Annotated in this window: 26 protein-coding genes; 10 read left to right on the top strand and 16 right to left on the bottom strand. The window is 69.1% G+C overall.

Annotation, left to right across the window (positions count from 1 at the left end; genetic code table 11):
• The first annotated feature begins 5 nt into the window (after positions 1-5).
• The 6 genes from KILIM_RS21995 to cysS are packed head-to-tail and all read left to right on the top strand — an operon-like array spanning position 6 to position 4,068.
• Positions 6-458 carry a GNAT family N-acetyltransferase gene (locus KILIM_RS21995; RefSeq protein ID WP_006591150.1) on the top strand — a complete coding sequence of 151 codons (453 nt, stop codon included), beginning with the start codon at positions 6-8 and terminating at the stop codon, positions 456-458.
• Positions 451-1,014: a carboxymuconolactone decarboxylase family protein gene (locus KILIM_RS03050; RefSeq protein WP_006591149.1), complete on the top strand. Its 564-nt coding sequence runs from the start codon at positions 451-453 to the stop codon at positions 1,012-1,014. Before KILIM_RS21995 ends, KILIM_RS03050 begins: the two co-directional genes overlap by 8 nt.
• Before the next feature lie 25 nt (positions 1,015-1,039).
• On the top strand, positions 1,040-1,633 hold the full coding sequence (locus KILIM_RS03045) for a molybdopterin-dependent oxidoreductase (RefSeq protein ID WP_006591148.1): 594 nt from the start codon (positions 1,040-1,042) through the stop codon (positions 1,631-1,633).
• Complete coding sequence (locus tag KILIM_RS03040) at positions 1,630-2,364, top strand: FAD-binding oxidoreductase (RefSeq protein ID WP_006591147.1); 735 nt, start codon at positions 1,630-1,632, stop codon at positions 2,362-2,364. Before KILIM_RS03045 ends, KILIM_RS03040 begins: the two co-directional genes overlap by 4 nt.
• Complete coding sequence (locus tag KILIM_RS25410; protein ID WP_006591146.1) at positions 2,361-2,618, top strand: DUF6510 family protein; 258 nt, start codon at positions 2,361-2,363, stop codon at positions 2,616-2,618. The genes KILIM_RS03040 and KILIM_RS25410 overlap by 4 nt, the downstream gene beginning before the upstream one ends.
• 49 nt (positions 2,619-2,667) lie before the next feature.
• On the top strand, positions 2,668-4,068 hold the full coding sequence (gene cysS / locus KILIM_RS03030) for a cysteine--tRNA ligase (protein ID WP_040562003.1): 1,401 nt from the start codon (positions 2,668-2,670) through the stop codon (positions 4,066-4,068).
• Positions 4,069-4,115: 47 nt separating this feature from the next.
• Here the strand turns inward: cysS and mshC are convergent, their stop codons facing one another.
• The 10 genes from mshC to rplS all read right to left on the bottom strand — a co-directional run bounded on the left by mshC (position 4,116) and on the right by rplS (position 13,503).
• Positions 4,116-5,354 carry a cysteine--1-D-myo-inosityl 2-amino-2-deoxy-alpha-D-glucopyranoside ligase gene (mshC, locus tag KILIM_RS03025; protein ID WP_006591144.1) on the bottom strand — a complete coding sequence of 413 codons (1,239 nt, stop codon included), beginning with the start codon at positions 5,352-5,354 and terminating at the stop codon, positions 4,116-4,118.
• Between the two features lie 492 nt (positions 5,355-5,846).
• The gene (locus KILIM_RS03020; RefSeq protein WP_006591142.1) at positions 5,847-6,470 is read right to left on the bottom strand and encodes a TetR/AcrR family transcriptional regulator; all 624 of its coding nucleotides are present in this window, start codon (positions 6,468-6,470) and stop codon (positions 5,847-5,849) included.
• Positions 6,471-6,509: 39 nt separating this feature from the next.
• Complete coding sequence (locus KILIM_RS03015) at positions 6,510-6,956, bottom strand: DUF1003 domain-containing protein (RefSeq protein WP_157551415.1); 447 nt, start codon at positions 6,954-6,956, stop codon at positions 6,510-6,512.
• Positions 6,957-7,129: 173 nt separating this feature from the next.
• Positions 7,130-7,810: an RraA family protein gene (locus KILIM_RS03010; RefSeq protein WP_006591140.1), complete on the bottom strand. Its 681-nt coding sequence runs from the start codon at positions 7,808-7,810 to the stop codon at positions 7,130-7,132.
• Between the two features lie 1,129 nt (positions 7,811-8,939).
• Positions 8,940-10,004, bottom strand: a complete 1,065-nt coding sequence (locus KILIM_RS03005; protein WP_006591138.1) for an ATP-binding protein — start codon at positions 10,002-10,004, stop codon at positions 8,940-8,942.
• Between the two features lie 279 nt (positions 10,005-10,283).
• Positions 10,284-10,661, bottom strand: a complete 378-nt coding sequence (locus tag KILIM_RS03000) for a YraN family protein (protein ID WP_306302322.1) — start codon at positions 10,659-10,661, stop codon at positions 10,284-10,286.
• Positions 10,662-10,761: 100 nt separating this feature from the next.
• Positions 10,762-11,085: a DUF2469 domain-containing protein gene (locus KILIM_RS02995; protein ID WP_006591136.1), complete on the bottom strand. Its 324-nt coding sequence runs from the start codon at positions 11,083-11,085 to the stop codon at positions 10,762-10,764.
• Positions 11,082-11,975, bottom strand: coding sequence for a ribonuclease HII (rnhB, locus tag KILIM_RS02990; RefSeq protein ID WP_276511150.1), 894 nt, complete (start codon positions 11,973-11,975; stop codon positions 11,082-11,084). The genes KILIM_RS02995 and rnhB overlap by 4 nt, the downstream gene beginning before the upstream one ends.
• An 89-nt stretch (positions 11,976-12,064) precedes the next feature.
• Entirely contained in the window at positions 12,065-13,036 is a 972-nt protein-coding gene (gene lepB / locus KILIM_RS02985) for a signal peptidase I (RefSeq protein WP_006591134.1), read from the bottom strand.
• Positions 13,037-13,161: 125 nt separating this feature from the next.
• Positions 13,162-13,503, bottom strand: coding sequence for a 50S ribosomal protein L19 (gene rplS / locus KILIM_RS02980; protein ID WP_006591133.1), 342 nt, complete (start codon positions 13,501-13,503; stop codon positions 13,162-13,164).
• A 319-nt stretch (positions 13,504-13,822) separates the two neighbouring features.
• Here rplS and KILIM_RS02975 point away from each other — a divergent pair, with 319 nt between their 5' ends.
• Positions 13,823-14,743, top strand: coding sequence for a CPBP family intramembrane glutamic endopeptidase (locus KILIM_RS02975; RefSeq protein ID WP_006591132.1), 921 nt, complete (start codon positions 13,823-13,825; stop codon positions 14,741-14,743).
• Here the strand turns inward: KILIM_RS02975 and trmD are convergent.
• From trmD to KILIM_RS02945, 6 genes are all read right to left on the bottom strand, one after another.
• Complete coding sequence (trmD, locus tag KILIM_RS02970) at positions 14,721-15,968, bottom strand: tRNA (guanosine(37)-N1)-methyltransferase TrmD (protein WP_006591131.1); 1,248 nt, start codon at positions 15,966-15,968, stop codon at positions 14,721-14,723. The genes KILIM_RS02975 and trmD overlap by 23 nt on opposite strands.
• Positions 15,969-15,986: 18 nt before the next feature.
• Positions 15,987-16,514, bottom strand: a complete 528-nt coding sequence (gene rimM, locus KILIM_RS02965) for a ribosome maturation factor RimM (protein ID WP_006591130.1) — start codon at positions 16,512-16,514, stop codon at positions 15,987-15,989.
• A 187-nt stretch (positions 16,515-16,701) separates the two neighbouring features.
• On the bottom strand, positions 16,702-16,944 hold the full coding sequence (locus KILIM_RS02960) for an RNA-binding protein (protein ID WP_006591129.1): 243 nt from the start codon (positions 16,942-16,944) through the stop codon (positions 16,702-16,704).
• A 2-nt stretch (positions 16,945-16,946) separates the two neighbouring features.
• Positions 16,947-17,456 (bottom strand): 30S ribosomal protein S16, encoded by a 510-nt coding sequence (gene rpsP / locus KILIM_RS02955; RefSeq protein ID WP_006591128.1) that lies wholly within the window; start codon positions 17,454-17,456, stop codon positions 16,947-16,949.
• Between the two features lie 205 nt (positions 17,457-17,661).
• The gene (locus tag KILIM_RS21990; RefSeq protein ID WP_006591127.1) at positions 17,662-18,606 is read right to left on the bottom strand and encodes a GNAT family N-acetyltransferase; all 945 of its coding nucleotides are present in this window, start codon (positions 18,604-18,606) and stop codon (positions 17,662-17,664) included.
• The gene (locus KILIM_RS02945; protein ID WP_006591126.1) at positions 18,596-19,678 is read right to left on the bottom strand and encodes an amidohydrolase family protein; all 1,083 of its coding nucleotides are present in this window, start codon (positions 19,676-19,678) and stop codon (positions 18,596-18,598) included. Before KILIM_RS02945 ends, KILIM_RS21990 begins: the two co-directional genes overlap by 11 nt.
• Before the next feature lie 190 nt (positions 19,679-19,868).
• Here KILIM_RS02945 and KILIM_RS02940 point away from each other — a divergent pair, with 190 nt between their 5' ends.
• The 3 genes from KILIM_RS02940 to KILIM_RS02930 are packed head-to-tail and all read left to right on the top strand — an operon-like array spanning position 19,869 to position 25,175.
• Positions 19,869-21,275 carry an MFS transporter gene (locus KILIM_RS02940; RefSeq protein ID WP_006591125.1) on the top strand — a complete coding sequence of 469 codons (1,407 nt, stop codon included), beginning with the start codon at positions 19,869-19,871 and terminating at the stop codon, positions 21,273-21,275.
• Positions 21,276-21,282: 7 nt separating this feature from the next.
• The gene (locus KILIM_RS02935) at positions 21,283-23,439 is read left to right on the top strand and encodes a molybdopterin oxidoreductase family protein (RefSeq protein ID WP_006591124.1); all 2,157 of its coding nucleotides are present in this window, start codon (positions 21,283-21,285) and stop codon (positions 23,437-23,439) included.
• Positions 23,436-25,175, top strand: coding sequence for an FAD-dependent oxidoreductase (locus tag KILIM_RS02930; protein ID WP_006591123.1), 1,740 nt, complete (start codon positions 23,436-23,438; stop codon positions 25,173-25,175). The genes KILIM_RS02935 and KILIM_RS02930 overlap by 4 nt, the downstream gene beginning before the upstream one ends.
• Positions 25,176-25,196: the final 21 nt, after the last annotated feature.

Here is a 25,196-nt window from a genome sequence, read left to right as displayed (position 1 = left end):
ACGGCATGAACGAACCCGAGGACCTGGGTCAGGTGACAGGAAGTATGGACCCACAGGACCAGAATCAGGCTGGTGGCGCCTTCACGGACACAGGCGCACGGCATGACGAGCCCGATGCCAGGTCGACGAACCTCGAGGACGGCACGTCGTTCTCGATCGCAGTGGATGCTCAGGCCAGCGCCTTCGTCGCAACCAAGGATGGCGTCGAATTCGGAGCCGTCCCGTTCGCGGACAAGAACGGCAGAGTGACGCTGTTGGCGACCTCGATCCTGCCGGACTACCGAGGACAGGGCTTGGCGACCGAACTCACCCGCAGGGTGCTGGACAGCATCCGCGCGGAGGGCAAGAGCGCGACCGTGAGGTGCCCCGTGTTCCGGTCCTTCATCGAGCGCAACCCCGAGTACGCCGCCATGGTGGACATTCCGGGCACTGGACGGGACGGTCGCGACGATGCCTGAGCCCGGCACCGAAGACCCGAAACCGGTACTCGGGAGTCTCCGGTTCGAGAACACTCGCTTCGACCCAGACATCACCCCGTTCCACGAACTTGCCAAGGACATGGCCGCACAGTTCGGGTACGCCGCAGAGCTGTCGGCGGACCGTGTCCTGCTACAACTCCTTCGTCTGCGCGTCGCACAGCTCAACCCCTGCTCCTACTGCCTGATTCTCCACGCCGAGGTGGCGGCCAGGATCGGGATCCGGTCCGAGCAGACCGCACACCTGGCGTCGTGGCGCGAGAGCGCCATGTACTCGCCCGGGCAGAGAGTCGCGCTCGCCTACTGCGAAGGTCTCACCTTGTTCCGTCACGAGGAGATTCCGGCCCTGCACAAAGAACTGCGGCTCCACTTCACGGAGCGCGAAGTCGCCGAGATCGCCGCGGTCGTCATCAACATGAACGTGTGGACCCGCCTAAAGCTGGCTCAGGGTGCCACTCCGAGCCTGGCGTCGTCCGGAACACCTACCCAACATCGCTCCCTCGTGAGCGACGCCGACCGTTCGCGCGGGCCACAGTAGAGAGTTCCCGGAGGAAGGGGTAGCCATGACAGTGATCAACAGCGGTTTCGGAGGACGAGGTGGCTCCAGTGACCCGCGACTGCCTCCTGGGCAGACCCACGTCTACGACTGGCCGGTGCTCTCGACGGGACCCACGCCCAATGTCGACGAGAGCCGATGGAGCTTCACGATCACGACCGAGGACCAGGTCGCGCACCGATGGAACTGGAGTGAGCTTCAGGAGGTGGGCGTCGAAGACATCGTCACCGATATCCACTGCGTCACCCACTGGTCGAAGCTGGACATGGCTTGGCGTGGCGTGCCCATAGACCGGCTGTTCGAGGATGTCGAGACCAGTTACGACTATGTGATGGTCCGTAGTTACGGCGGATACACCACCAACCTCCCTCTCGAGGATCTGCTCGATGGTCAGGCATGGGTAGCCACCGAAGCGGAGGGCGAGCCTCTCAGGCCCGAGCACGGAGGTCCTGCTCGACTTCTCGTGCCTCACCTCTACTTCTGGAAGAGCGCGAAGTGGGTTCGCGGGATGGAGATGATGCCCTCGGACGACCCGGGGTTCTGGGAACAGAACGGCTATCACCTCCGTGGCGACCCGTGGCGGGAGGAGCGCTACTGGTGATCACCTCTAACCGAGTCCGGTGGCACCTCGGGCGGGTGATCAGTCGGCAGTTTGAGACCGGCTCGGCCGTGCGTCTTGAACTGGCTGTGCCGACCTGGCCTGGAAACGACGCCGGAGCTCATCTCGACATCCGGCTCACGGCACCGGGCGGGTACCAGGCGTCCCGGTCTTACTCGCTGGCGTCTTCGGGTGAGTCGACACGGGTCGTGCTGGTGGTCCAGGAGCTACCCGGGGGCGAGGTGTCGCCGTTTCTTGTGCGTCAGCTCGCGGAAGGTGAAGAAGTCGAGGTACAAGGACCGCTCGGACGCTTCTTCGTCTGGATCCCCGCTGAGCCCGAGCAGTCACCGGTTCAGCTCATCGCGGGCGGCTCAGGGGTTGTGCCCTTGTTCTCGATGGCCTCGGCGCGTGAACGTGAGTTGAAAGGTGCTGAGTTTCGGCTGCTGTACTCGGTCCGCAGTCCGCGCGATGAGTTCTTCGCTGACGAACTGGCAGAGCTCTCACGAACCGTCGTCGAGATTGTCTACACGCGCGAGTCAGCACCTGGAGCGGGCCGGCCACCTGGACGGCTGACGCGTGAGGCGCTCGCAGCGTCGACCTTTCCCGCGTCGCTGTCGCCACGCATCTTCGTCTGCGGACCGACATCGTTCGTTGAGGCCGTCGCCGGTTGGCTTGTCGAACTGGGCCACGACCCCACGCAGATTCGTACGGAACGATTTGGAGGCAGTCGATGACTCACGTCGACGGAAACGCCCTCGCGGGTGCGTTCGCGACTGCTCTCGGTATCGAGATCACTGTGACGGTCGGCAGGTGCCGGGGCTGCGGCAGCTCTTTCAACCTCGCCTGCGCGCATGTCTTCATCACGGCCATGGGTGCAGTCATGCGATGCGGCCATTGTCAGGCGGTCCTGGGCGTCATCGTCCGCGGTTTCCGAGAGACGCTAGTGAACCTCTCGGGCCTGGACTACATCAGGGTGCCCCGCCTATGACTGGTCCGCTCGTCGCGATCGCGGCTTCTACCAGGCAGGAGGCTGCGGACTGATGCTTCGCATCTACGACAGTGCTGTCCGGGAGCTACGTAGCTTCGTCCCGCTGACCCCAGGACGAGTCTCCATCTATGTGTGCGGGCCGACCGTGCAGTCCGCGCCGCACATCGGGCACCTTCGTAGCGCCCTCGTCTACGATCTCTGGCGACGCTGGCTCACCCACCGCGGCTACGCGGTCACCCTCGTTCGCAACGTCACCGACGTCGACGACAAGGTTCTGGACCTAGCAACCGAGACTGAACCATGGTGGGCACGCGCCTACCGTGTCGAGACGGAGTTCGCGCGCTCGTACACCGCGTTGGGTGTTCTCCCGCCAACCCATGAACCCCGAACCTCCGGTCACATCCCGCAAGCACTGACCCTGATCGAACGACTCCTTCGCCGCGGACACGCCTACGTCGCCGGCGACGGCTCCGGCGACGTCTACTTCGATGTCAGCAGCTGGCAGGCATACGGCACGCTCACCCGGCAGACCCCCGACGCCGTGGTGGACCCTGACGAAGGGCCTGGCGGGGCAAAGACCGATCCCCGCGACTTCGCGCTTTGGAAGGGAGCCAAGCCCAGCGACCCAGCATCCGCTCGTTGGCGCTCACCATGGGGAACCGGCAGGCCGGGATGGCACATACAGTGCTCGGCGATGTCCAGGCACTACCTCGGCCGTGCATTCGACATCCACGGAGGTGGCCTCGACCTGCGGTTCCCGCACCATGAGAACGAGCTTGCCCAGTCCACCGCAGCAGGCGAGGAGTTCGCCAAGTACTGGGTGCACAACGGCCTCGTCACCGTCGGCGGTCAGAAGATGGCCAAGTCGCTAGACAACTCTCTGTATGCCGACGAACTCCTCCGCCGCGTCGGCCCGGCGACCCTGCGTTACTACCTGCTCAGCGCGCACTACCGCAGCGCCTTGGACTATCACCAGGAAGCCCTCGCGCACACCGAAGCTGCGGTCACGAGAATCGCGACCTTCCAGCGCCGCGCACGAACACAGCTCGCGAACACAGCATCCGACGTCCCGAAGCCGCCCATTGCCTTTGCGGCCGCGCTCGACGACGATCTGAATGTTCCAGCGGCGCTCGCGGTATTACACGACCACGTGCGCGCGGGCAACATCGCTCTGGATAACGGCGATGCAGCTGCCGTCATGTCCGCGTACGAATCGGTGCTCGCGATGACCGAAGTGTTAGGAGCCGAGCCCGGCGGCTTCACGACCGCCCCGCGAGCCGACGTGCAGAGCAGCACGATCTCTACCCTCGTCGAGGTCCTGCTCGCGAATCGCTCTCATGCGCGAGACGCAGGAGACTTCTCCACAGCCGACCGCATCCGGAACGAACTGGCTAGTGCTGGGATCGCCATCCAGGACCACACCTCCGGCACCACCTGGACGCAGGCGTAGCCAGCTCGTGCACGATGGCCGAATATTCCCAGTCCGGGGTGATCCGATCAGAGCAGGAGACCGAGTGAAGCGTCCGCCAGACGTCGAACCGTCATAGAGGCAGAGCTGTCTCGCTTGTCCGCCACAGTGTCGGTACCAAGCGAGGCGTCAACCCACGCCTGCACAATGGTAACCGCGGCCGGAGCGTCCAGGTCGGCGGCTAGTGCCGATAGCACGGCCTGCACGACCGGTGCTGCCGGCGCCCCGCTACCGAGCGCCAGGGCACGCCGCCACTGCTTCAACGTGACGAGTGCGGCAGGGAGTTCGGCGTCTGTCCACTGCCAGCTTGATCGGTAGTGGTGCCGCATGAGGGCGAGGCGGATGGCCACAGGGTCCACTCCTTGCTTTCGCAGAGAGGAGACGAAGACCAGGTTTCCGCGCGACTTCGACATCTTCTGGCCGTCGTAGGCAACCATCCCGGCATGGACGAAGGTCTGCGCGAACCGATGCTGTGGATGAATGACATGACCGAGTCCTGCGGACATCTCGTGGTGCGGGAATGCCAGGTCTCGTCCTCCACCCTGTACGTCGAAGGATGGTCCCAGATATTCCTGGGCGATTGTGGTGCATCCGATGTGCCATCCGGGTCGTCCCGGCCCCCACGGACTGGGCCAGAACGGCTCCCCTGGCCGCTCGCCGCGCCAAACCAGACAGTCGAGCGGATCGCGCTTGCCTTTCCGGTCGGGGTCACCACCACGCTCGGCGAAGTCCTTCAGCATCACGTCGCGGTCGAGTGACGATATACGGCCGAAGGATGGGTCGGCAGACACCTCGAAGTAGAGGTCGATCCCCACTCGGTAGATGGAGCCGCGTTCTTTCAACATCTCGATGCGAGAGATGATCTTGGTGACGGTCTCGGCAACCCCGATGTAATGCGCGGGTGGCAGCACGCGTAAGGCTGTCATGTCCTGCCGGAATCGCTCGATCTCGCGTTGTGCGAGATCACTCCAGGGAATGCCTCGCGCGTGGGCGCGTTCCAGCAGCGGGTCATCGACGTCGGTCACGTTCTGGACATAGATGACATCGCGCCCAGCGTTTCGAAGGGCGCGGTTAAGCAGATCGAAGCCGACGTAGGTGGCCGCATGGCCGAGATGAGTGGAGTCGTACGGTGTGATACCACAGACGTACATCCGCGCGGCGTCGTCCGGCCGCAACGTCACCAACGATCGCTTCTCAGTGTCATAGACCGAGACTGCGGGCCCGTGCACATCCAGGCGTGGAATCTCTAAACGGGGCCATGCCAACATGTCGTGGTCCTCGTAGTCGATGAAGCCACACCAGAGGATTCGGCGTGGATTCCTGATCCTGCTGACAGAGTGTCGCGAGGGGTCATGCGGGCGTCCACCCGCGCAGGAATGCCAGCACCTTGGCTTCGGATACCTCACAGGGCCGTAGGTGCTCTGCTTTGCGAGTGCGGTACACGTTGGCGCTGATCAGGTCTTCGCCTCCTAGCTCTTCGGCCGAGATGCTGATGCTCTGGCCCTGCACTCGCGTGGTCCGGGTCAATCCGTATGAGCGACCTTCGTATGCGACGACGGTCCAGCCTTCAGGAACCCGGTCGACCATTGCCCGCAAGCTGGCCGTGGCCTGACTCGCACCATCATGCTCGGGAGGCATCGAGTGGAGAGAGCTCGAACTGTGAAAGGCCGGGGCAGAACTCCTCCTCACGGCATGGCTCGTGGAATCGTCCGCGGGCTCTGGGACTCGTGCCTCAGAAGGCATGTGCTCTCCTCCGCAGTTCACTCTGCGGCGCTCAGCGCGACGCGGATGGAGTCGAGAGCCATGTCGAGCGCGATTGCCATGCTGCGCTCGTCCCGTGTGGTCTTGACGAGGAGGTACCCGCCTTGGACAGCCGCCATCAGACCGACGGCGAGTTCCTCAGCATCTGCGTCCGGCCGTAGCTCGCCTGAGTCCTGCATGCGCTCCAGTCCGAGACGGAACCAGTGCTGCCAGACGCTGAATCCTCGCTGGAGATTCTCACGCGCAGTCTCAGACCGGCCAGCGATTTCGCTCGCCAGCGACCCCATCGGACAGCCGTGAGCACCTCGCCAACCACGCACTCCTACCACGATCGCATCCCGCCAACGCTCGAAGCCGCGCATCGTGCGCAGGTCGTCGAGGAATGGTGCCTGCTCGCCAAGCACCCGCTCAATCTGGGCCCTCACGACTGCCTCAACCAACTCGGTCTTGTCCGAGAAGTAGTGGTAAACCTGAGACTTGCCCGTTCCACTGGCCTCTATGACATCGTCAACGCTGGTGGCCTCGACGCCCTGCGAGTACATGAGATCGGCGGCTGCCGCGACGATACGCAGGCGAGTGGCCTCGCCCTTGGCGGTCAGCCGTCGCGGCTTCTTCTCACTCACCGTGCTCCCGATCTGGACTGAACCCGCCAGCCTCGGAGGTCACGATGAGTCCTGCGATCGAGTGGCTCCCGTCCGCGGTTTCTCAGCCGTACCGCCACCTCCCGGTACGTCAACGGCACCTGACGACCGGTCGCGTTCCCACTGCTCAAGAACCGAGTTGATGGCATGACTGATCGAGTGCAGATCGGCTTCGGTGTTCTGAGAGATGTGGAACGTCTCGATGTCTCGCGCACGGTCCCGGTCCGACTCCCGTCGCTGAGTGAGCAGAATCAGCGGTCCCTGCAGAGCCGCGACGATCGCCAGAGCCGTTCCTAGATAGTCCAGCATGGCCGTCGGGTGGGGATAAAAGAGCGGCAGGATAGTGTTCACGACAAACCACGCGAGAATCGCCACCACCAGGATTAGCAGGAACGGCCATGAGCCCGCGACGCTCGCCACCCAGGCAGCGGCCTTGTCTCCGGGGCTCGACCGCGCTTCTCTGAACATGCTGAGTTGGTGCCCGCAGTGCGGGCAAGCGAACATCTCGCGGCCAACGCTGTCGTTGGAGTGGTCGCCCGCCTCCGGCTCGGCGTGGTGTCGAGAAGCGCTGCGGGAGCCAGGGCTATCTCCCGTTCCAGCGTCTGGTGATGGTTCTGTCCGCTCGTCGCGTCCCGGCTCGGTCATCGCTCTCGCTCTCCCCGGGCGCTCTCCCCGGCACTGGCGCGTTCCTGCGCGATTTGCTCACGGAAGCGCGCGTCCTCCTGTTTCACCGCTGTCGCACCGAGTAGGACCTCGTCGATCTCCGCGCCGGGGATGATGACCGCCCCCGATCCGTCGGCGAGAACGTAGTCGCCCGGCATGATGCCGACACCATCCAGCACCACGGGAACGTTCGCCTGGTGTGGAGTGATCAGCGCACCGCCAGCCTCGACCGCTTCCCCGGCGCAGTACGCGGTGAACCCGTACGTTCGAAGCTCGGCGTAGTCCCGGAGCCGGCCATCTGTCAGCACCCCGTCGAGCCCGTAGTGGTGAACGCGGCCAAGCTTCGTTCCACCACCGACCGAGACGCCTGGATGGCCGTTGGTCGCGAGCACGAGGACCTTTCCCTCGGCGTCGTCGCCAACCGCCTCACGGATCAGCGATCGGAAATCGTGTACAGCGGGGTCGACGCTGGCAGCGCAACTGGGGAAGAAGGCGATAGTCACGACTGGTCCGAAGAGGACCCTGCCGGGGGTGGGACTCTCCAGCCCCAGGATGTGCGCACGGTGGCGGTGACGACGACCCAGCGCATCGACCACGTCGGCACAACTGATCTGCTCGGCCTGGGCACGCCGATGCTCGGCACCCCAACCGTTGGCCACACGAGGATCTCCACTCACAGCACATCACGATGCCAGAGCCATTTATGTACCGTCAAGTACGATCTTTGATACCAATGGCGTGAGTATGGGTTGGGAATCTCGCAGCCTGCGATGCCCTAGTTAGGTCCAAGACTGAGGTAGAACTCGTTCTATAGTGCGCTAAGTCTCCCGCGCATGACGGTGACATCTCCCGCTCGGGAGCTACGACACGTCTCACCCCCTTCGCCCGCGACTCGACACCGACGCGGCGACCGCGAACTCAGCCACAGGCGGTCAATTGTACTATCTGCTACATTTTTTACCGTGATGCCCGGTGGGAGACCACACACGCGGCAGAAGCCGTGGCAGGCCCTTGGGCGGGGATCCAAGCACCATTGCTGCCGGAGGAGAGGACCAAGAACGCCGACTATGACCACCCCGACTTCACCATGGCGCGACCGGTCGGCCAGTGGGCTGCTCGCCGCGACGCGCTGGGGTAGGGCTGCCCGACCCCCCCTCTGGGGGTCAGCCCCGTGACGTCTCTGGTTCCTAGACCTCGTGGCGCCCCACCAGCGACCGCAATGAGAGGCTGCGCGCCATGACCCGGCCCACGCCTGGTGCGGGTCGGCCGTAGCAGGCATGTATGCCTTCGGCGCGCCTTCAACCAATCATTGCTCGCACTTGCAGCATCCGTGTGCCTATCGCGCCCGTGGCGCATGACTGCGTCAAGCTGATCTTCGTCCGCGCAGGATCTGCGATCGTGCTCAGCGAGTTTGGTGAGAAGCCCGTCTGCGCCGGTGACGTCGTGGCCCTGGGTGCCAACACCCTGTGTGGTGGCGAACCCGAAGATCTTGTCACCGTCACCACGCTCTACCTGGACCGAGACTACGTCGTCGACCAGGTCTTCTGGCAGCATGCCGAGCTGCTTGCAGACCGGCTCGATGCCCATGACTTCGCCGACGAGATCTACTCCGAGTCGGCCCAGATACTCCGCCTCGGAGAGAACCGCACTCGGATGTTCACGCCACTCCTGGACGAGCTGGTCGCGCTCAGTGTTGACGGACCGTGCACCAAGAGGTTCTACCGGACGCAGGCCCTGCTCTTTGCCGTGCTCGATGTCGTGAGCCCGTATGTGAAGACCTCGCCCGTATCACGAACCACGACCCAGAAGAGGACGGGTCGTCCTGGCACACCACGTTACCGGCGGTTCGCGCCCCTGCGGGCCGAGGCTCGCGAAGCGCTCGACCTGCTTCGCAATGCACCGGCCGAGGACTGGACACTCGGTCGACTCGTCGAGAAACAGCACCCCCGCGTGCGCCTGGGAGATGAGCCCCGGGCGCACCGCCGCGCTGCCGCCGCCGACCAGCGCGGCCAACGAGGCGTCGTGGTGCGGCGCGACGAACGGCGCCCGCCGCATCATCGAGCCGTCTTCCAACTGCCCCAGCAGCGAGTGGATCGCTGTGACCTGCATCGCGTCCTGCTCACCCAGCCGCGGTAGCACCCCAGGCATGCACTCGGCGAGCATCGTCTTGCCGGCGCCCGGCGGCCCGAGCAGGAAGAGGTGGTGCCCGCCTGCGGCCGCAACCTCGAGGGCGAAGCGGGCCTCCGTCTGCCCAGCGATCTCACCAAGGTCCCGCATCGGCCCGGGTCGAGAAGCCTCGCCTGCCGGTACCGACACCTCGGCGACGGGGCGGCCGTCAGCGAGCGCCTCGTAGCGGGCGATCACCTCGGCCAGGGTCGTCACCGGCACGACTCGTGCCCCGGAGACGAGCGCCGCCTCCGCGGCATTGGCGGCGGGCACCACGACCTCCCGATGCCCCGCCTGCACCGCGGCCAGGACCAGCGGCAGCACGCCGCGCACCGGCCGGATCGTGCCGTCGAGGCCCACCTCACCGATGTGCACGACGTCGGCGATATACCGCTGCTGCAGCGCTCCCGTCGCGGCGAGCACCGCGACCGCGATGCCCAGGTCGAAGGTCGAGCCGACCTTCGGCAGCCACGCCGGGGAGAGGTTGACGGTGATCCGGTCCTGCGCCAGCGAGCGCCCGAGGTTGGCGGCGGCCGCCTTGACCCGGTCGGCGCTCTGTCGGCACGCTGCATCGGGCAGCCCGGAGATCGCGAATGCCGGCAGCCCCTTGACGATGTCGGCCTCGACGTCGACGACCGCTCCCGCGATGCCGTCGAGCGCGACACAGCGTGTCAACCCCATCGTCATGGCCGGTGCCCCGATCGGTTCGCGGGCTCGGCGGCGCGGCGGACCGGGGCGGCGCCAGCGGCGCTGAGCGGCATTGGCACGCCCCAGGCGGCGGCGCTCTGGTCGAGCTGGTGGAGTTGGTGGAGTTGGTGGAGAAAGAGGTTGTCGGTCACGGCCCGGACATTAGGCAAGGAGTGCCTCGGCCCGCAGAATTCGGCCTAGTCGCCTGTGGATGCACCCCGGGACCCGATGCCCCCTGTGGACGGCGATTCGTGCGGAGAAGCCCCCAACAGGCTCCGCTCAGACGCCCATCAGGTGGGTCACCTCAGCGGCACCGCGCGGCGGCTGCCGGACGCCGACGATGTCGATGCGCACGCGGCGGCTGGCCACGTGCGGGTGCTGCGCCAGCCAGGTGCCCGCCAATCGGCGCAGCCGCGCGGCCTTACGCGGCGTGATGGCCTCGATCGGGGAGCCGAAGCGGTCGCTCGTGCGGGTCTTGACCTCGACGACGACCAGGCAGGTGCCGTCGAGGGCGATGATGTCGACCTCCCCCTCCCGGCAGCGCCAGTTGGTCGCCAAGATCTCGTAGCCCAACTCGAGGAGCCGACGCGCGGCCACCCGCTCACCGTAGGCGCCCACCGCGCGATTACGTCCGCCCATGATCCGCTGCCCCTTCACTCCTCGATTGGGCAGCAGACCTACCGCGAACAGACCCCTGCGCGCAGACGCAGCGACGCCTACCTGTGGATGGGCCCCACCGGCGCTGGAGGCTTGTGGATCAGGAAGAGAACTTATCGTCGTCGGGCAACTCGAGGTCGGACTTGGCGAGCTCTTCGATGTTGACGTCCTTGAATGTCACCACGCGCACGTTCTTGACGAACCGCGCTGGGCGGTAGACGTCCCACACCCAGGCGTCCGACATCGAGACGTCGAAGTACACCTCGCCGGCGTCGCCGCGCACCTTCACGTCGACGGAGTTGCACAGGTAGAACCGGCGCTCGGTCTCGACGACGTGCGAGAACAGTCCGACCACGTCGCGGTACTCCCGATAGAGCTGCAGCTCCATCTCGGTCTCGTACTTCTCCAGGTCTTCAGAACTCACGCCCGGCTCACCTCCACGTCCAGCAGTTGCGCCCCCGCCGGGGACGCCAGCCCATCATCACTCATGCCCGCGCTACCGCGAAGCCCCCGGGCGGCCGAGTCGCCGGCGGTGTCACAACCCCGCTTCTCCGGCCCGTCGTCGGCACACTTCGGCTCGTCGCCTTCGGGATCGCTCGCGGTGGGGGCAGCCAGCAGGTTCCACGACCGTCGGTGCAGCTCACAGGCCCCCAAGCGCAGCAGGGCGGCGCGGTGCTCGGTCGCCGCGTAGCCCTTGTTGCCGACCCAGCCGTACTCGGGGTACTGCGCGGCCAGCGACACCATCATCGCGTCGCGCTCGACCTTGGCCAGCACGGAGGCGCCCGCCACCGAGGAGCAGCGCATGTCGCCCTTGATGAGGGTGCGCACGAGCGGCACCTCGCCGGACAGCGACTCGCTGGCCTCGCTGGCATCGGCGACCTCGGTGGCCGGGTGACCGGCGAGGGCGGCCGGCTCGGGCTCGGTGAATCCCAGCAGTCCCTCGCGCCGCGGATCGGTCAGCCAGTCGTGGTTGCCGTCGAGCACGATGACATCGGGTCGCACCCCGGCCGCGGCCAGAGCGCGCCGGCCCGCCAACCGCAGGGCCGCCATGATCCCGACGGCGTCGATCTCGGCGGCGCTGGCGTGCCCGACCCCGAAGGCCAGAGCCCAGCGCCGCACGGGGGCCACGAGCTCCTCGCGGCGGCGCGCGGGCAGCAGTTTGGAGTCCTTCAAACCGGTCGGCGCGGATCGGCAGCCCTCGTCGATCACGACGACCCCGACGCTGACGGGCCCGGCCAACGCTCCGCGGCCGACCTCGTCCATGCCGGCCACGAGCCGGTACCCCTGGCGCTGCAGGTCGCGCTCGACCCGCAGCGACGGCTTGCTCGACCACGTGGGTCGACGAGCCCGCCGAACCGCCGGGGTTCGCGCTCCGACCTCGCTACCAGTGGGGGGCCTGCCGCTCACGGCGTCCCGGCGGGGGTGGCCGCCGTGGGGCTCGGAGACGGTGTGGGGGCCGGGGTCGGCTCCGTCGCGGGCGGCGCGGGGCTGGTCTGCCCCGGCTCACCGGGCGTTGGGTCCGCCGGCGCTGCGCCGGGATCGGGCACCCGCGCGAACGTGCTCTCGGGGGTGCTCAGCCAGCTCAGCTTGCTCAGTGGCCACACGACGGCGAAGGCTCGGCCGACCACATTGTCGATCGGCACGGAGCCGAGGCTCCCGTTGTCCGCGGGCGCGTCGTTGTACCGGGAGTCCTTGGAGTTGGAGCGGTGGTCGCCCATGACCCACAGGTGATCGGCCGGCACCGTGATGTCGAACGTGATGTCGCTGGGCCGGTCACCGGGGTAGACGTACGGCTCGGTGATGGGAGCGTTGTTGACCAGCAGCCGTCCGTCGGCCGTGCAGCACTGCACCTTGTCACCGGGCAGGCCGATGATCCGTTTGATGAGGTGATTGCCCTCGTCGTTGGGCAGCAGACCGACCCACGAGAGCACCGAGTTGATCCGCTCGGCGACGGGACCCTGCTGCGGCGGGACGACGTCGGTGAGCCATTCGCCCGGGTCCGCGAAGACGACGATGTCGCCCCGCTTGAGGTCGAAGAACCGAGGGGTCAGTTTGGAGACACTGACCCGGTCGTCCTTGACGAGCGTGTTGTTCATCGAGCCCGACGGAATCCAGAAGGACTGCACGAACCACGTCTTGAGCACGAGGGAGAGGACGACCGCCAGGACGACGACGATGACGACCTCTTTGAGGAACATCAGCAGGCTGCGCCCGATGCTGTTGCCCTGCGAGGGGCCACCGGCGCGCTCCTGGGTACGGGTGGCGCTCCGGCTCTCCTGCCTGCCGTCGTCACCTGCTCCTGTCCCCGACGCCTCTGAGGTGGAGTCCGAGGGTTTCGCGGCATCCGCTGGGTCCCGCTGAGAACCGTCGCTCATCTGGCCGTCCTGTCGTCTCGCACGTGCGGCACGCTACCTGCCGAAGCTGAGCAGGCGACGCAGCCGGGCCGTGACCGACCCAGGCCGTGTCGCAACTGCGAAGGCGGGGCGAATCCCCGCGTGTGTCAGCGCTTTTCGCGGATCTTGGCGGCCTTGCCGCGCAGGTTGCGCAGGTAGTACAGCTTGGCGCGGCGCACGTCGCCGCGGGTAACGACCTCGATCTTCTCCACGACCGGGGAGTGCACCGGGAAGGTGCGCTCGACCCCGACGCCGAAGCTGACCTTGCGCACGGTGTAGGTCTCGCCGATGCCGCGGCCGTGGCGGCGGATGACGACGCCCTGGAAGATCTGCACTCGGGAGCGCGTGCCCTCGATGACCTTGACGTGCACCTTGACGGTGTCACCGGCGCGGAACGCCGGGATGTCGTCGCGGAGGCTGGGAGCATCGACAACGTCGAGCTTGTGCATGGCCAAGTCGCTTTCTCGCGGTGCCACAGGTCACCCACGGATTCGGGGGCGCTCGGTGTCACACCGAGTGCCGACAAGTGTTGGGTTTGGTCCGCGGCGACCGGGAATCCCGGAGTGCTCACCCCCCTGTGGCAGGGGCACGAACGCGGAGCGGACGCGAGAATCCAGTCTGCCACAACGAGCTCGGTCGGCCGAAATCGTCGCGCCTGCCGGCGCGCGAGTACCCCGTGACAATGTCATCGCAGCAGCCTGCCTTCGTCATGGGCTCCGATGACAGCCGTCCGCCGCACGCACCCACCCGATGGGTGATGGTGGAGACATGAGTCACCTCAACGCCGACCTTGTCCCACCGGGGGCACCGACACCCGGCCTGCCGTACTCAAGCACCCTGCGCACGACGAAAGCCCGCTGGTGGAAGCCGGCCGTCGGCATCCCGCTCGGCATGATCCTCATGCTCGTCGCGAGCTTCGCGGCGTCCCTGGGGGCGATGGCGATCGACGCCTCCGTTTTCGGGCGACCCTTCGACTTCACCGCCATGACCCCGATGGTCTATGCCGGGAGCCTGTTGGGCCTCGTCGCGCTCATCCCCATCACCTGGTTTCTGGTGCGGGTCATCCACCGGCAGTCGTGGGGGTGGAACTCCTCGGTGCAGCAGCGCCTGCGCTGGCAGCTGATCCTGACGCCGGTACCGCTGCTGCTCGTCCTGTTCTTGGCCTACATGATCGTGTTCACGCCGCTGTTCGCCGACCAGGGCGGCGGCGGCCGCAGCCCCCAGTGGCTCACGTTCCTGCTCATCGGGGTGCTGCTGATGCCCCTGCAGGCGGCGGCGGAGGAGATCTTCTTCCGCGGCTACGTGCAGCGCGCCGCCGGCTCGTGGTTCAGCGGGCAGCGGGCCGCGCTCATCGGCGGCACCACGGTCTCGGCCGTGTTGTTCGCCTCGGCTCACCTGGCGACCGACCCGTGGCTCAACCTCTACTACCTCGCCTTCGGGGTAGCCCTGTCGATCGCGACGCAACTGACCGGGGGCCTGGAGGCGGCGATCGCGATCCACGTCGTGAACAACGTCGTGGCGGGGGCGGTCGCCTCCTACACCACGGATGTCACCCAGATGTTCGACCGCAGCGCCGGCGTCGGCGGCCCGTTCATGCTCGTCCAGATCGCCGTCATCGGCGTGAGCGCAGCAGCGCTGGTCTGGTGGTCGCGGCGCCGGCAGGTGGCTACGCGCGTCGCAGCGGCTTGACGAGTTCGACGGTCCCGCGGAACGGGTCGGAGCCCGTCTCGCCCGGGCGGGCGGGCCGGTATCCGGCGCGTTTGTAGCGGCGCAGGTTGGCCGCGCTCGCCTGGCCGGTGATGAGATAGGCGATGTCGGCGGAGGCGGGGGCCGCGGCCTCCGCGTGCTCCAGCAGCGCCTTGCCCAGCCCGCGCCCGCGCACATCGGGGGCGAGCATGAGCCGGCCGATCTCCCAGCCGTTGCCGTGCAGGCGGGCGCGGACCCCACCGACAAGCCGCCCGGAGGGGTCGCGCACCACCCACTGCGACCACTGGGAGAGGTCGCGGCGCACGTCGTCGAGCTCCTCGGTGACCGGCGGAATGTCCCAGTCGCCGTTGTCGCGCACCTCCGCCAGCCAGCAGCACCGCTGCAGCACGAGCAGCTCCGCGGCGTCGGCGGGCACCGCGGTGGTGATCCGTAGGGCGCCGCCCTCGACATCGTCGCTCGGGAGTCCCGTGAGGGCCGCCGCGGGGAGCAGGTCCGGGCGGCGCGCGACCGTGCGTTCGATGCTGCGTTCGCGGCGCCAGGCGGCGATCCTGCCGTGATCACCGCCCAGCAGCACCGGGGGCACGTCGCGGCCGCGCCAGCTCGCCGGCTTGGTGTACACGGGATACTCCAACAGCCCGTCGCTGTGCGACTCCTCGACGAGCGACTCGGCGTTGCCGACAACGCCCGGCACTAGTCGGGCGATGGCCTCGACCATCGCCAGCACCGCGACCTCCCCGCCGTTGAGCACGTAGTCGCCGAGCGAGACGACCTCGACCCGCAACCCGAGGTCGTCGGCCGCGTACTCGTAGACCCGCTCGTCGATGCCTTCGTAGCGGCCGCACGCGAACGCCAGCCACGGCCGGGTCGCCAGCTCGGCGGCGAACGCCTGCGTGAACGGGCGCCCGGCGGGGCCGGGCACGATGAGTAGCGGTGTGGCCGATGCCGATGCCGATGCCACTGCCACTGCCGATCCCTTGGCCGGTGCCACGAGCGCATCGAGCGCCGCCGCCCACGGTTCGGGCTTCATCACCATCCCGGCTCCCCCGCCGTACGGGGTGTCGTCGACGGTGCGGTGGCGGTCGTGGGCGAACTCGCGCAAGTCGTGCACCCGCACGTCGAGCAGCCCGTCGCGCTGAGCCTTGCCGATAAGGGAGAGCTCCAGCGGCGCGAGGTATTGCGGGAAGATCGTCAGGACGTCGATGCGCACGATGTCGGGCCTCCCCCGTCAGCCGAGGTCGAAGAGACCGTCGGGGGCGTCGAGCACGACGTGCGGGTCCTCGGCCCCGGCGCCGGCCTGGACGCTGGGCACCAGCGCCTCGACGAACGGCACGAGCCCGGTGCGACCGTCGCGCAGGCGCACCTGCAGCAGATCTTGGGCGGGCCGGGTGACCAGATCGGTCACCTCACCGATCACCGCACCGTCGACATCGCGCACGGGCAGACCGACCAGTTCTTCGGCGTACCAGGCGTCGTCGTCATCGTCGGGATCGTCGAGGTCCACGTGGGCCACGAGGCGGGTGCGGCGCAGTGCCTCGGCCGCGGTGCGGTCGGCGGCCTCCTCGAAGCCCAGCAGCCAGATGCCCTGGTGCAGCCGGGCGGACCGCAGCGTCAGCGCGCCGCGCTCGGGTTGTGTCGCGAACACGGTTCCCGGCACGAACCGCTCCGCCGGGACGTCGGTGTGCGCCTGCACCGTCACCTCCCCGCGAAGGCCGTGCGGCTTGCCGATCCGGGCGACGAGCGCCTCCTTGGCCATCTACCTGGCACCTCCGGTGGTCGAAAAGACGGTGGTTCTACCTGGAGAAGTTCGGTGTATGCGCGACAGGGGCGTGCCCAGGAGGCACGCCCCTGTCGGTGCGTTTCGGCTGATTCGTCCGCTTCAGCTGCGTTCAGACGCGGGAAGACGCGGTGCGAACCGTCCGGGAAGTACGTCGGGCTCCGGCTCAGCGCACCCGGTCGGTGTCGACGATGTCGACCCGTACCGGCCTGCCTCCGGCCAGCGCTCCGACCACGGTGCGCAGTGCGCTGGCGGTGCGACCCGAACGGCCGATGACGCGACCGAGATCGTCCGGGTGCACCCGCACCTCGAGAACCTCGCCACGACGCAGCTCCTTGCGGCGCACCACGACCTCGTCCTCGTTGTCGACGATGCCCTTGACGAGGTGTTCGAGGGCCTCCTCGAGCACGATCAGGCCTCGGTGGTGGAGTCCGCGCCCGCCTCGGCAGCCTCGGCCGCCGGGACCTCAGCGGCCTCAGCGGTCTCGGCGGCCGCAGGAGCAGCGGCCTCGGCCGGCGCCTCGGCCTTGGCGGCCTTCTTGCGCGTCGGTCCGCTCTTCGCGAAGTCGTCGTCGGCCTTGCCGGCGGCGGCCATGGCGGCCTCGTAGAGCTCCCGCTTGCTGGGCTTGGTGGGCTGCGGCTTGAGGGTGCCCTCGGCGCCCGGCTCACCCTTGAACTTCTGCCAGTCGCCGGTCACCTTGAGCAGGCTGAGCACCTGGTCGGTTGGCTGGGCGCCGACGCCGAGCCAGTACTGCGCGCGCTCGGAGTTGATGTCGATGACCGAGGGCTCACGCGTCGGGTGGTAAAGCCCGATCTCCTCGATGGCACGGCCATCGCGCTTGGTGCGCGAGTCCATGACGACGACACGGTAGAACGGGCTGCGAATGGCACCCATTCGCTTCAGACGAATCTTGACGGCCACGTGGGTCGTTTCTCCTGTTTCTTGATCGTGAGCACGGCAAGACCACTATGGAAAGACCACTGTGTATGGAAAGACCACTGTGGGGATGTCGTGGGGAACCGTAGCTCGGTGTGTAGGCGCCCGGCCGCGGTCGAGAGGGGACTACGGCAGACGGGTACGAGTGACATTGTGCCAGACGCCGGACGGACTCCCGCACACCCGCAGGTCACGGGTCGCTGACGCCGGCGCCGGCGCGGGCCTGCAGCGCCAGCCGCACGATGTCGGCGGCGCCGGCGATGCTCGCGAGCGCCGCCACGACCGGGGAGCTGAAGCCGGCGTCGAAGACTCGGTCGAGCAGCCGCTGCGGCTCGCGCGCCGAGAGCACGACCACTCCGCTCACCGCGTCGCCCAGGCACCGTTGCAGCTGCGAGCCGGAGGGGTCGCTCTCCTCGTCGTCGCGCACGACGCTGACGCCGAGTTCGACGGCCGCGGCGCGGGCCAGCGCCAGGGGTCGCGGCACCTGTACCTGCTGCGCTGTGGGTACGAGCAGCAGCAACGCGGGTCGGGCGGGCACCCGGGCTGCATACGGCGGCGCCGGCCACTGCTCGCGCATCACCCCGTAGGTGATGTGGTCGCGCCAGGCGTCCCGGCCCGTGGCGTCGCCGAGCCACAGAAAGCCCGGCCAGTCGCCGCGCGGCAGAAACCCCAGGGCGCGCAGCACACCGGCGCTGCGCGTGTTGCCGGGTTGGGTGCTGGCCTCGATGCGGTGCAGCCCCATCCCCCACGGCGGGGCGTCGAAGGCCAGGTCGACGACCAGCCGCAGCCCTTCGGTGAAGAGCCCGGTGCCGGCGTACGGGTCGTAGGAGTCGTAGCCCAGGGTCGCCGCCAGCGCCCGCCCCCGCACGATGTTGGTGACGTTGACCTTGCCGACGATGTCGTGGTTGCCGGTCGACTCGAGCGCCCGGATCAGGAAGGTGCGGTGGACCTCGGACTGCATGCGCAGGTGGTAGGCCAGGTCGCCGGGGTTGACCGGGTTCCACGGTCGCAGCCGCTCCTGACTGGCCAGGACGGCGCGGCGGTAGGGCGGTACGTCGGCCTGACTGGGCACGTGGATGCGGACCCGCTCCCCGTGCCGGGCGAGCGTGGGCGGCGCCCCGCGATCAGCGGACAAGGTGGCCGCGGAGCACGATGTGGGCCGGGCGGCCGAGCGCGGCGACATCGGTGCGGGGGTCCGCGTCGTAGACCACGAGGTCGGCGGGGGCGCCTTCGGTCAGGCCGGGGCGACCGAGCCACTCCCGCGCGCCCCACGTTGCGGCGCTGATCGCCTCCAGGTTCGACATTCCGGCCCGCACGAGTTGAGCGACCTCCTGGGCGACCAGTCCGTGCGCGACCTGACCGCCGGCGTCGGTGCCGGCGTAGATCGGCACACCGGCCTCGTGCGCGGCGCCGATCGTCTCGTAGCGCCGCTCCCACAGGTCGATCATGTGGTCGGCGTAGGTGGGGAACTTCTTGCGGCCGGCGTCGGCGAAGGCGGGAAAGTTCTCAATGTTGACCAGGGTCGGCACGATGGCGATGCCCGCGGCGGCGAACGCCTCGATGGAGTCGGTGCTCAGGCCGCTGGCGTGTTCGATGCAGTCGGTGCCGGCGGCGGCGAAGTCGTGCAGCGACTCCTCGCCGAAGCAGTGCGCGGTGACTCGGGCGCCCTCCTCGTGGGCGGCGGCGATGGCCTGCGTGAGCGCCTCGCGCGGCCAACAGGGACGCAGATCGCCGGCGTCGCGGTCGATCCAGTCGCCGACCAACTTGACCCAGCCGTCGCCGCGGCGGGCCTGCTCGCGCACCTGCGCGACGAGCTCGTCGGGCTCCACCTCGACCCCGACGCCTGGAATGTAACGGCGGTGGCGGGCGATGTGCCGGCCCGCGCGGATGATCTGAGGCACGTCGTCGCGCTCCTGCAGAAACCGGGTGTCCACCGGGGACCCTGCGTCCCGCAACAGCAACGCGCCGGCGTCGCGCTCGGTACCGGCCTGCTCGAGCGCCGTCTGCTCGTCGACGGCTCCCCGGCTGTCCAGGCCCACGTGGCAATGGGCGTCGACCAACCCGGGCAACACGAATCCGCTGACCGACTCGACCTCGCCGCCGCCGGGCGGCTCGAACGTGATCCGCCCGCCGACCACCCACACCTCATCGCGCACGTCGTGCGCCCCGACCAGCACCGATCCACGCACATGCAGCACCGCAGCCATGCCCCCAACCGTAGCGACGCCACGGCAATTTCACCGGCTGACGCCACCACCTCACACCCGCAAGTCACCGACCGTGAGAACCAGTTGACCGTTCGGCAACACCGACGCAATCGCCCGGGCGCAGGGCGTTCCTACCGTCGATGAGGTGAGCTCACCACCAGGGTGAGCCCCGGCACGAAGGACGATCATCGTGACCTCGAGCACCTCGCACACGCCAGGCGCCCCCGCGGTGACCACGGCCACCGCAGGCGCGACAACCGCAGGCGCCACCCTGCCGCAGCCACGGGTCGCCCTGACCCAGCGCCCGGGACGTTGGCTCGTGCACTGGGACCCGGAGGACCCGGGCCAGTGGGGCCGCGGCGGATCGGCGATCGCGCGCCGCAACCTGGCCATCTCCGTCTTCGCCGAGTTCCTCGGCTTCGCGGTCTGGGCGCTGTGGAGCATCGTCGTGCCCCAGCTCAACTCCGCGGGTTTCAGCCTCACCGTCGACCAGATGTTCTGGCTCGTTTCCGTGCCGGCCCTCGTGGGAGCGGCGCTACGCCTGCCCTATACCTTCGCCGTGCCGCTGTTCGGCGGGCGCAACTGGACCATCGTCTCCGCGCTGCTCCTCCTCATTCCCACGCTCGCGCTGGTCTACGTCGTGCAGAATCCGGCGACCCCGTTCGGGGTGCTGCTCTTCGTCGCGGCGCTGGCCGGGCTCGGCGGCGGCAACTTCGCCAGCTCGATGGCCAACATCTCGTTCTTCTATCCCGAGGCGCAGAAGGGCAAGGCGCTGGGGCTCAACGCCGCCGGCGGCAACATGGGCACCGCCGCGGTGCAGTTCGCGGTGCCACTGGTCATCGTCACCGGCGTCGGGCTGGCCCTCGAGCGGGCCGGTCTCATCTTCCTACCGCTCATCCTGCTGGCCGCCTGGCTGGCCTGGCGGCACATGGACAACCTCGACGGCACGACCTCGGACCTGCGCAGCTTCGGTCGCGCCGCCGGCATGCGACACACCTGGATCATCTCGTTCATCTACATCGGCACGTTCGGCTCGTTCATCGGGTTCTCGGGGGCGTTCCCGACGCTGCTCAAGAGCCAGTTTCCGGACATGTCCTTGTCGATCGCCTTCCTGGGCGCGCTCGTCGGGTCGTTGTCGCGGCCGCTGGGCGGCATGTTCGCCGATCGCTTCGGCGGGGCACCGATCACGATCCTCAGCTTCGCGGCGATGTCGCTGGGAACCGTCGGGGCGATCTTCGGGATCACCGGGCAGAACTTCACACTGTTCTTTGGGTCGTTCCTGCTGCTGTTCGTGTTCACCGGGGTCGGTAACGGCTCGGTCTACCGAATGATCCCGGCGGTCTTCCGCCGCGACGCGGGCACCGAGGCGGCGGGGGTGCTGCGGGCCAAGAAGGCCGCGGCCGGGTGCATCGGCATCGCCGGCGCCGTCGGCGCAGTGGGTGGCTTCCTCATCCCGCGCGGGTTCGCCCTGAGCAACTCGATGACCGGTTCGCTGACCGCGGCGCTGTGGGTGTTCATCGGCGCCTACGCGGCGATGGCGGTGACGACCTACGTGGTCTACGTGCGCGGCCGCGCCGCGGACGCCGCACGCATCTGAGGCCGCGATGACCGACACGCACTGCCCCTACTGCTCCCTGCAGTGCGGGATGCGGCTGACCGTCCCAGCGCAGACGTCCGACCGAGCCTCGAGCCTGGAGGTGACCCCGCGCGACTTTCCCACGAACGCCGGCGGCCTGTGCGCCAAGGGGTGGACCAGCGCCCAGGTGCTCGACGTGCCCGACCGGCTCACCACCCCGCTGCTGCGCGGGCCGGACGGTGCTCTGCATCCGGCCAGTTGGGAGGACGCCCTGAGCGCGATCACCGGGGGTCTGCGCGATATCTGGGCGGCGCACGGCCGGTCCGCGGTGGGGGTCTTCGGGGGCGGTGGCCTGACCAACGAGAAGGCGTACACGCTGGGCAAGTTCGCGCGCGTGGCGCTGCGCACGCCGTTCATCGACTACAACGGTCGGTTCTGCATGAGCAGCGCCGCCGCGGCCGGCAACAGGGCCTTCGGGCTCGACCGGGGGCTGCCGTTCCCGCTGACCGATCTCGCCGGAGCCGACGCCATCCTGCTGCTCGGCAGCAATGTCGCCGAGACGATGCCGCCGGCACTGCGACACCTGAGCGGGGCCCGCGAGCGGGGCGGTCTGCTCGTCGTCGACCCGCGCCGCACCGCCACGGCGGCGCTGACCGACGACGAGGCCGGCCTGCATCTGCAACCGTTGCCGGGCACCGACCTGCAGCTCCTGCTCGGGCTGACCCACGTGGTCTTCGCCGAGGGTCTGGCCGACACCGACTACCTGCGGCGGCGGGTCGACGGCGTGGGCGCGGTGCGCCGCGAGGTGGCGCAGTGGTGGCCCGAACGGGTCGAGCGGGAGACGGGGGTGCCGGCCGATCTGCTGCGCCGCGCCGCCCACCTGCTGGCCGCCGCCGCCCCCGGGCGCGGCGGTGCGGGCGCCTACGTGCTGACTGGCCGCGGCGCGGAGCAGCACGCGCATGGCACCGACACGGTCACCGCCGCGATCGGTCTCGCGCTCGCGCTCGGCCTGCCGGGGGTGCCCGGCTCCGGCTACGGCTGCTTGACCGGGCAGGGCAACGGGCAGGGCGGCCGCGAACACGGCCAGAAGGCCGATCAACTGCCGGGCTACCGCTCGATCGGCGATCCCGCGGCGCGGGCGCACGTCGCGCAGGTGTGGGGCGTCGATCCGGAGCTGCTGCCGGGGCCGGGGGTCCCCGCCGTCGAACTCTTCAAGAAGGTCGGCCGGCCCGCCGCCGAGGGCGGCATCAGGGCTCTGTTCGTGCACGGCGCCAACCCCGTGGTCTCGGCGCCGGATGCCGGAGCGTTGGAGGCTCGGTTGCGCCGCCTCGACCTACTCGTCGTGGCCGACCTCGTGCCCTCCGAGACCGCACAGCTGGCCGACGTGGTGCTGCCGATCACCCAGTGGGCCGAGGAGTCCGGCACGATGACCTCGCTCGAGGGGCGGATCCTGGCTCGGCACAAAGCGATCGAACCGCCGCCGGGCGTGCGCGACGAGCTGTGGGTGTGGCGTGAGCTGGCCGCGCGGCTGGCGGCGCCCGCGCCGTTCAGCGACGACCCCCACGAGGTGTTGGCCGAGCTGGCCCGCGCCAGCGCCGGCGGCATCGCGGACTACGGCGGCGTCACCATGGAGCGCGCGACGCGCGAAGCGCTGTACTGGCCGTGCCCGAGCGCCGAGCATCCGGGGACGCCGCGGGTCTTCCTCGACCGCTTCGCCACCCCCGACGGGCGCGCCCGCATGCTGCCGGTCAGTGCCGCGCCCGTCGCCGACGACCTGCGCCCGGAGGCGCCGCTCTACCTGGTGACCGGGCGGGTGCTCGAGCACTACCAGTCGGGGGCGCAAACCCGACGGGTGCCCCAGCTCGCGCGGGCGCAGCGGCAGGCCACCGTGACGATGCATCCGGTGACGGCGGACCGGCTGGGCATCGAGGAGGGCACGCCCGTGCGGCTGACCTCGCAGCGCGCAGTGGCCGTCGCCACCGCGGTCTTCTCCACCGGCATCCGACCCGATGTCGTCTTCATGCCGTTCCATTTCGCGGGGCGCCAGCGGGCGAACCTGCTGACCAATCCCACCACCGACCCCATCAGCGGGATGCCCGAGTTCAAGGTGTGCGCCGTCGACGTCGCCTCCGCAGACACGCCGGCGGCGCGGCTCGCGCTGCTGAGTGAGGAGGCCCGCGCGTGAGCGCATCCACTACCGATCACCACCGGGTGCTGGTCGTCGGACACGGCCTGGTCGGCCATCGATTCGTGGCCGAGTTGGCCCGCAACGCCGCCGATCTGCAACCCGAGCGGCTGTCGATCACCGTGCTCGGCGCCGAGCCCTACGAGCCGTACAACCGGATCCTGCTCAGCGAGGTGCTCGCCGGGCGCGCCGACCTCGGCGGCATCACCCTGCCTACCGCTCCGCAGGGCGTGCGGGTGTTGGCGGGGCACTCGGTCGCCTCCCTCGACCGCGTGCGCCGGATCGTGGTCGATCACTTGGGCTTCGAGCACCCCTACGACACGCTCGTGCTCGCCACGGGAGCAGCGCCGCGCGTGCCACCGCTGGCTGGGCTGCCCGACCGCTGCGATCCCGACGACCTGCCGCCCGGAGTTCGGGCGTTACGCACCGTCGACGACTGCCGCGAGCTGCTCGCGCTGGCCGGCAGATCGCCCCGGCCGGCCGACCCCCCGCGCGTGGTCGTGCTCGGCGGCGGCCTCCTCGGGCTCGAGGCGGCCCGTGCCTTGGCGGGCCGGGGGGCCAGGGTCGCCGTGGTGCACAGCGGATCACACGTGTTGGACCGGCAGCTCGACGCCGAGCGCGGTGCGGTGCTGGCTGCCTCCCTGGGCGACCTGGGGGTCACGGTTGTGCGCGGGGTCCGCGCCGCGGGTCTGCGGCGCGGTGCGGACGGCACCCTCGTCGGCGTCGAGCTGTCCGACGGACGTCGGCTGGCCTGCGACGCGCTGCTACTCACCGCGGGCGTGGCCCCCCGCATCGAGCTCGCCGCGACGGCAGGCCTGCCGTGCGAGCAAGGGATTCTCGTGGGCCCAGACCTGCGCTCCCCCGCCGACCCGCGGATCGCCGCCATCGGTGACTGCTCCCAGACGGCCGAGGGCGGCTGCCCGGGCCTGCTGGCCCCCGGCTGGCAGCAAGCCGAGCGCCTCGCCCGCGCCATCCGCTCCGCCGCGTCGACCCCTGCCCCACGTCGCGCCGCAGGTACGACCTTCGGCCGCGAGCCCGACTTCTGCCCAGATGCCTCCGCCGAGAGGGCGCCGTTCGGCGCAGGGGGGCAGGAGGTCGAACCCAAGGAGGTCGTGCGGCTCAAGGCAGCCGACCTGGATGTCGTGGCCTTCGGTCGCTTCCCCGACGAGGCAACACCGGAGGAGTCGACGCCGGTCGACCCCGACGAGCTCACCGCGTGGAACGAGGCTCCTCCCGCGAACGACGCGGCGCCCTCGACCAGGCCGCGGGTGCTGTCGCTGCACGATCCGGCGGGCCGCCGCAGTCTGCGGCTGCTCGTGCGGGACGGGCGGCTGGCCGCCGGCATCCTCGTCGGAGCCGGTGCGCTCGGCGCAGATCTCGTCGTGGCCTACGAACGAGACTCCCCCCTACCTCTGGATCCCGCTGACCTGCTGGTGCCGATGACCGGGCGGCGCGGCGGCGGCCTGGGCGCCGTCTCCACCCCCGCCAATATCCCCGGCTCGGCGACGATCTGCCGCTGCAACGGAGTCAGCAAAGCCGCGCTCGTCGAGGCCTTCGAGGCCGGGGAACGCACGATGCCCGCCTTGTCGGCGGCCACCCGCGCCGGCACCGGCTGCGGCGGCTGCAAGGACGCCTGTCAGGGCATCCTCGCGTGGCTGCTCGAGGCCGACCCGGCGCAGCCCACCGCGCCGGCGGTCGGCGGCCGGCTGCTCACGACGGAGACGCCGAGCGCGTGAATCCCAGTTTGCACGGGCGAA

This window comes from Kineosphaera limosa NBRC 100340 (genome assembly GCF_000298215.1).
GTDB classification, from domain to species: Bacteria; Actinomycetota; Actinomycetes; order Actinomycetales; family Dermatophilaceae; genus Kineosphaera; species Kineosphaera limosa.
This window is presented reverse-complemented; position numbering and strand designations above follow the sequence as displayed.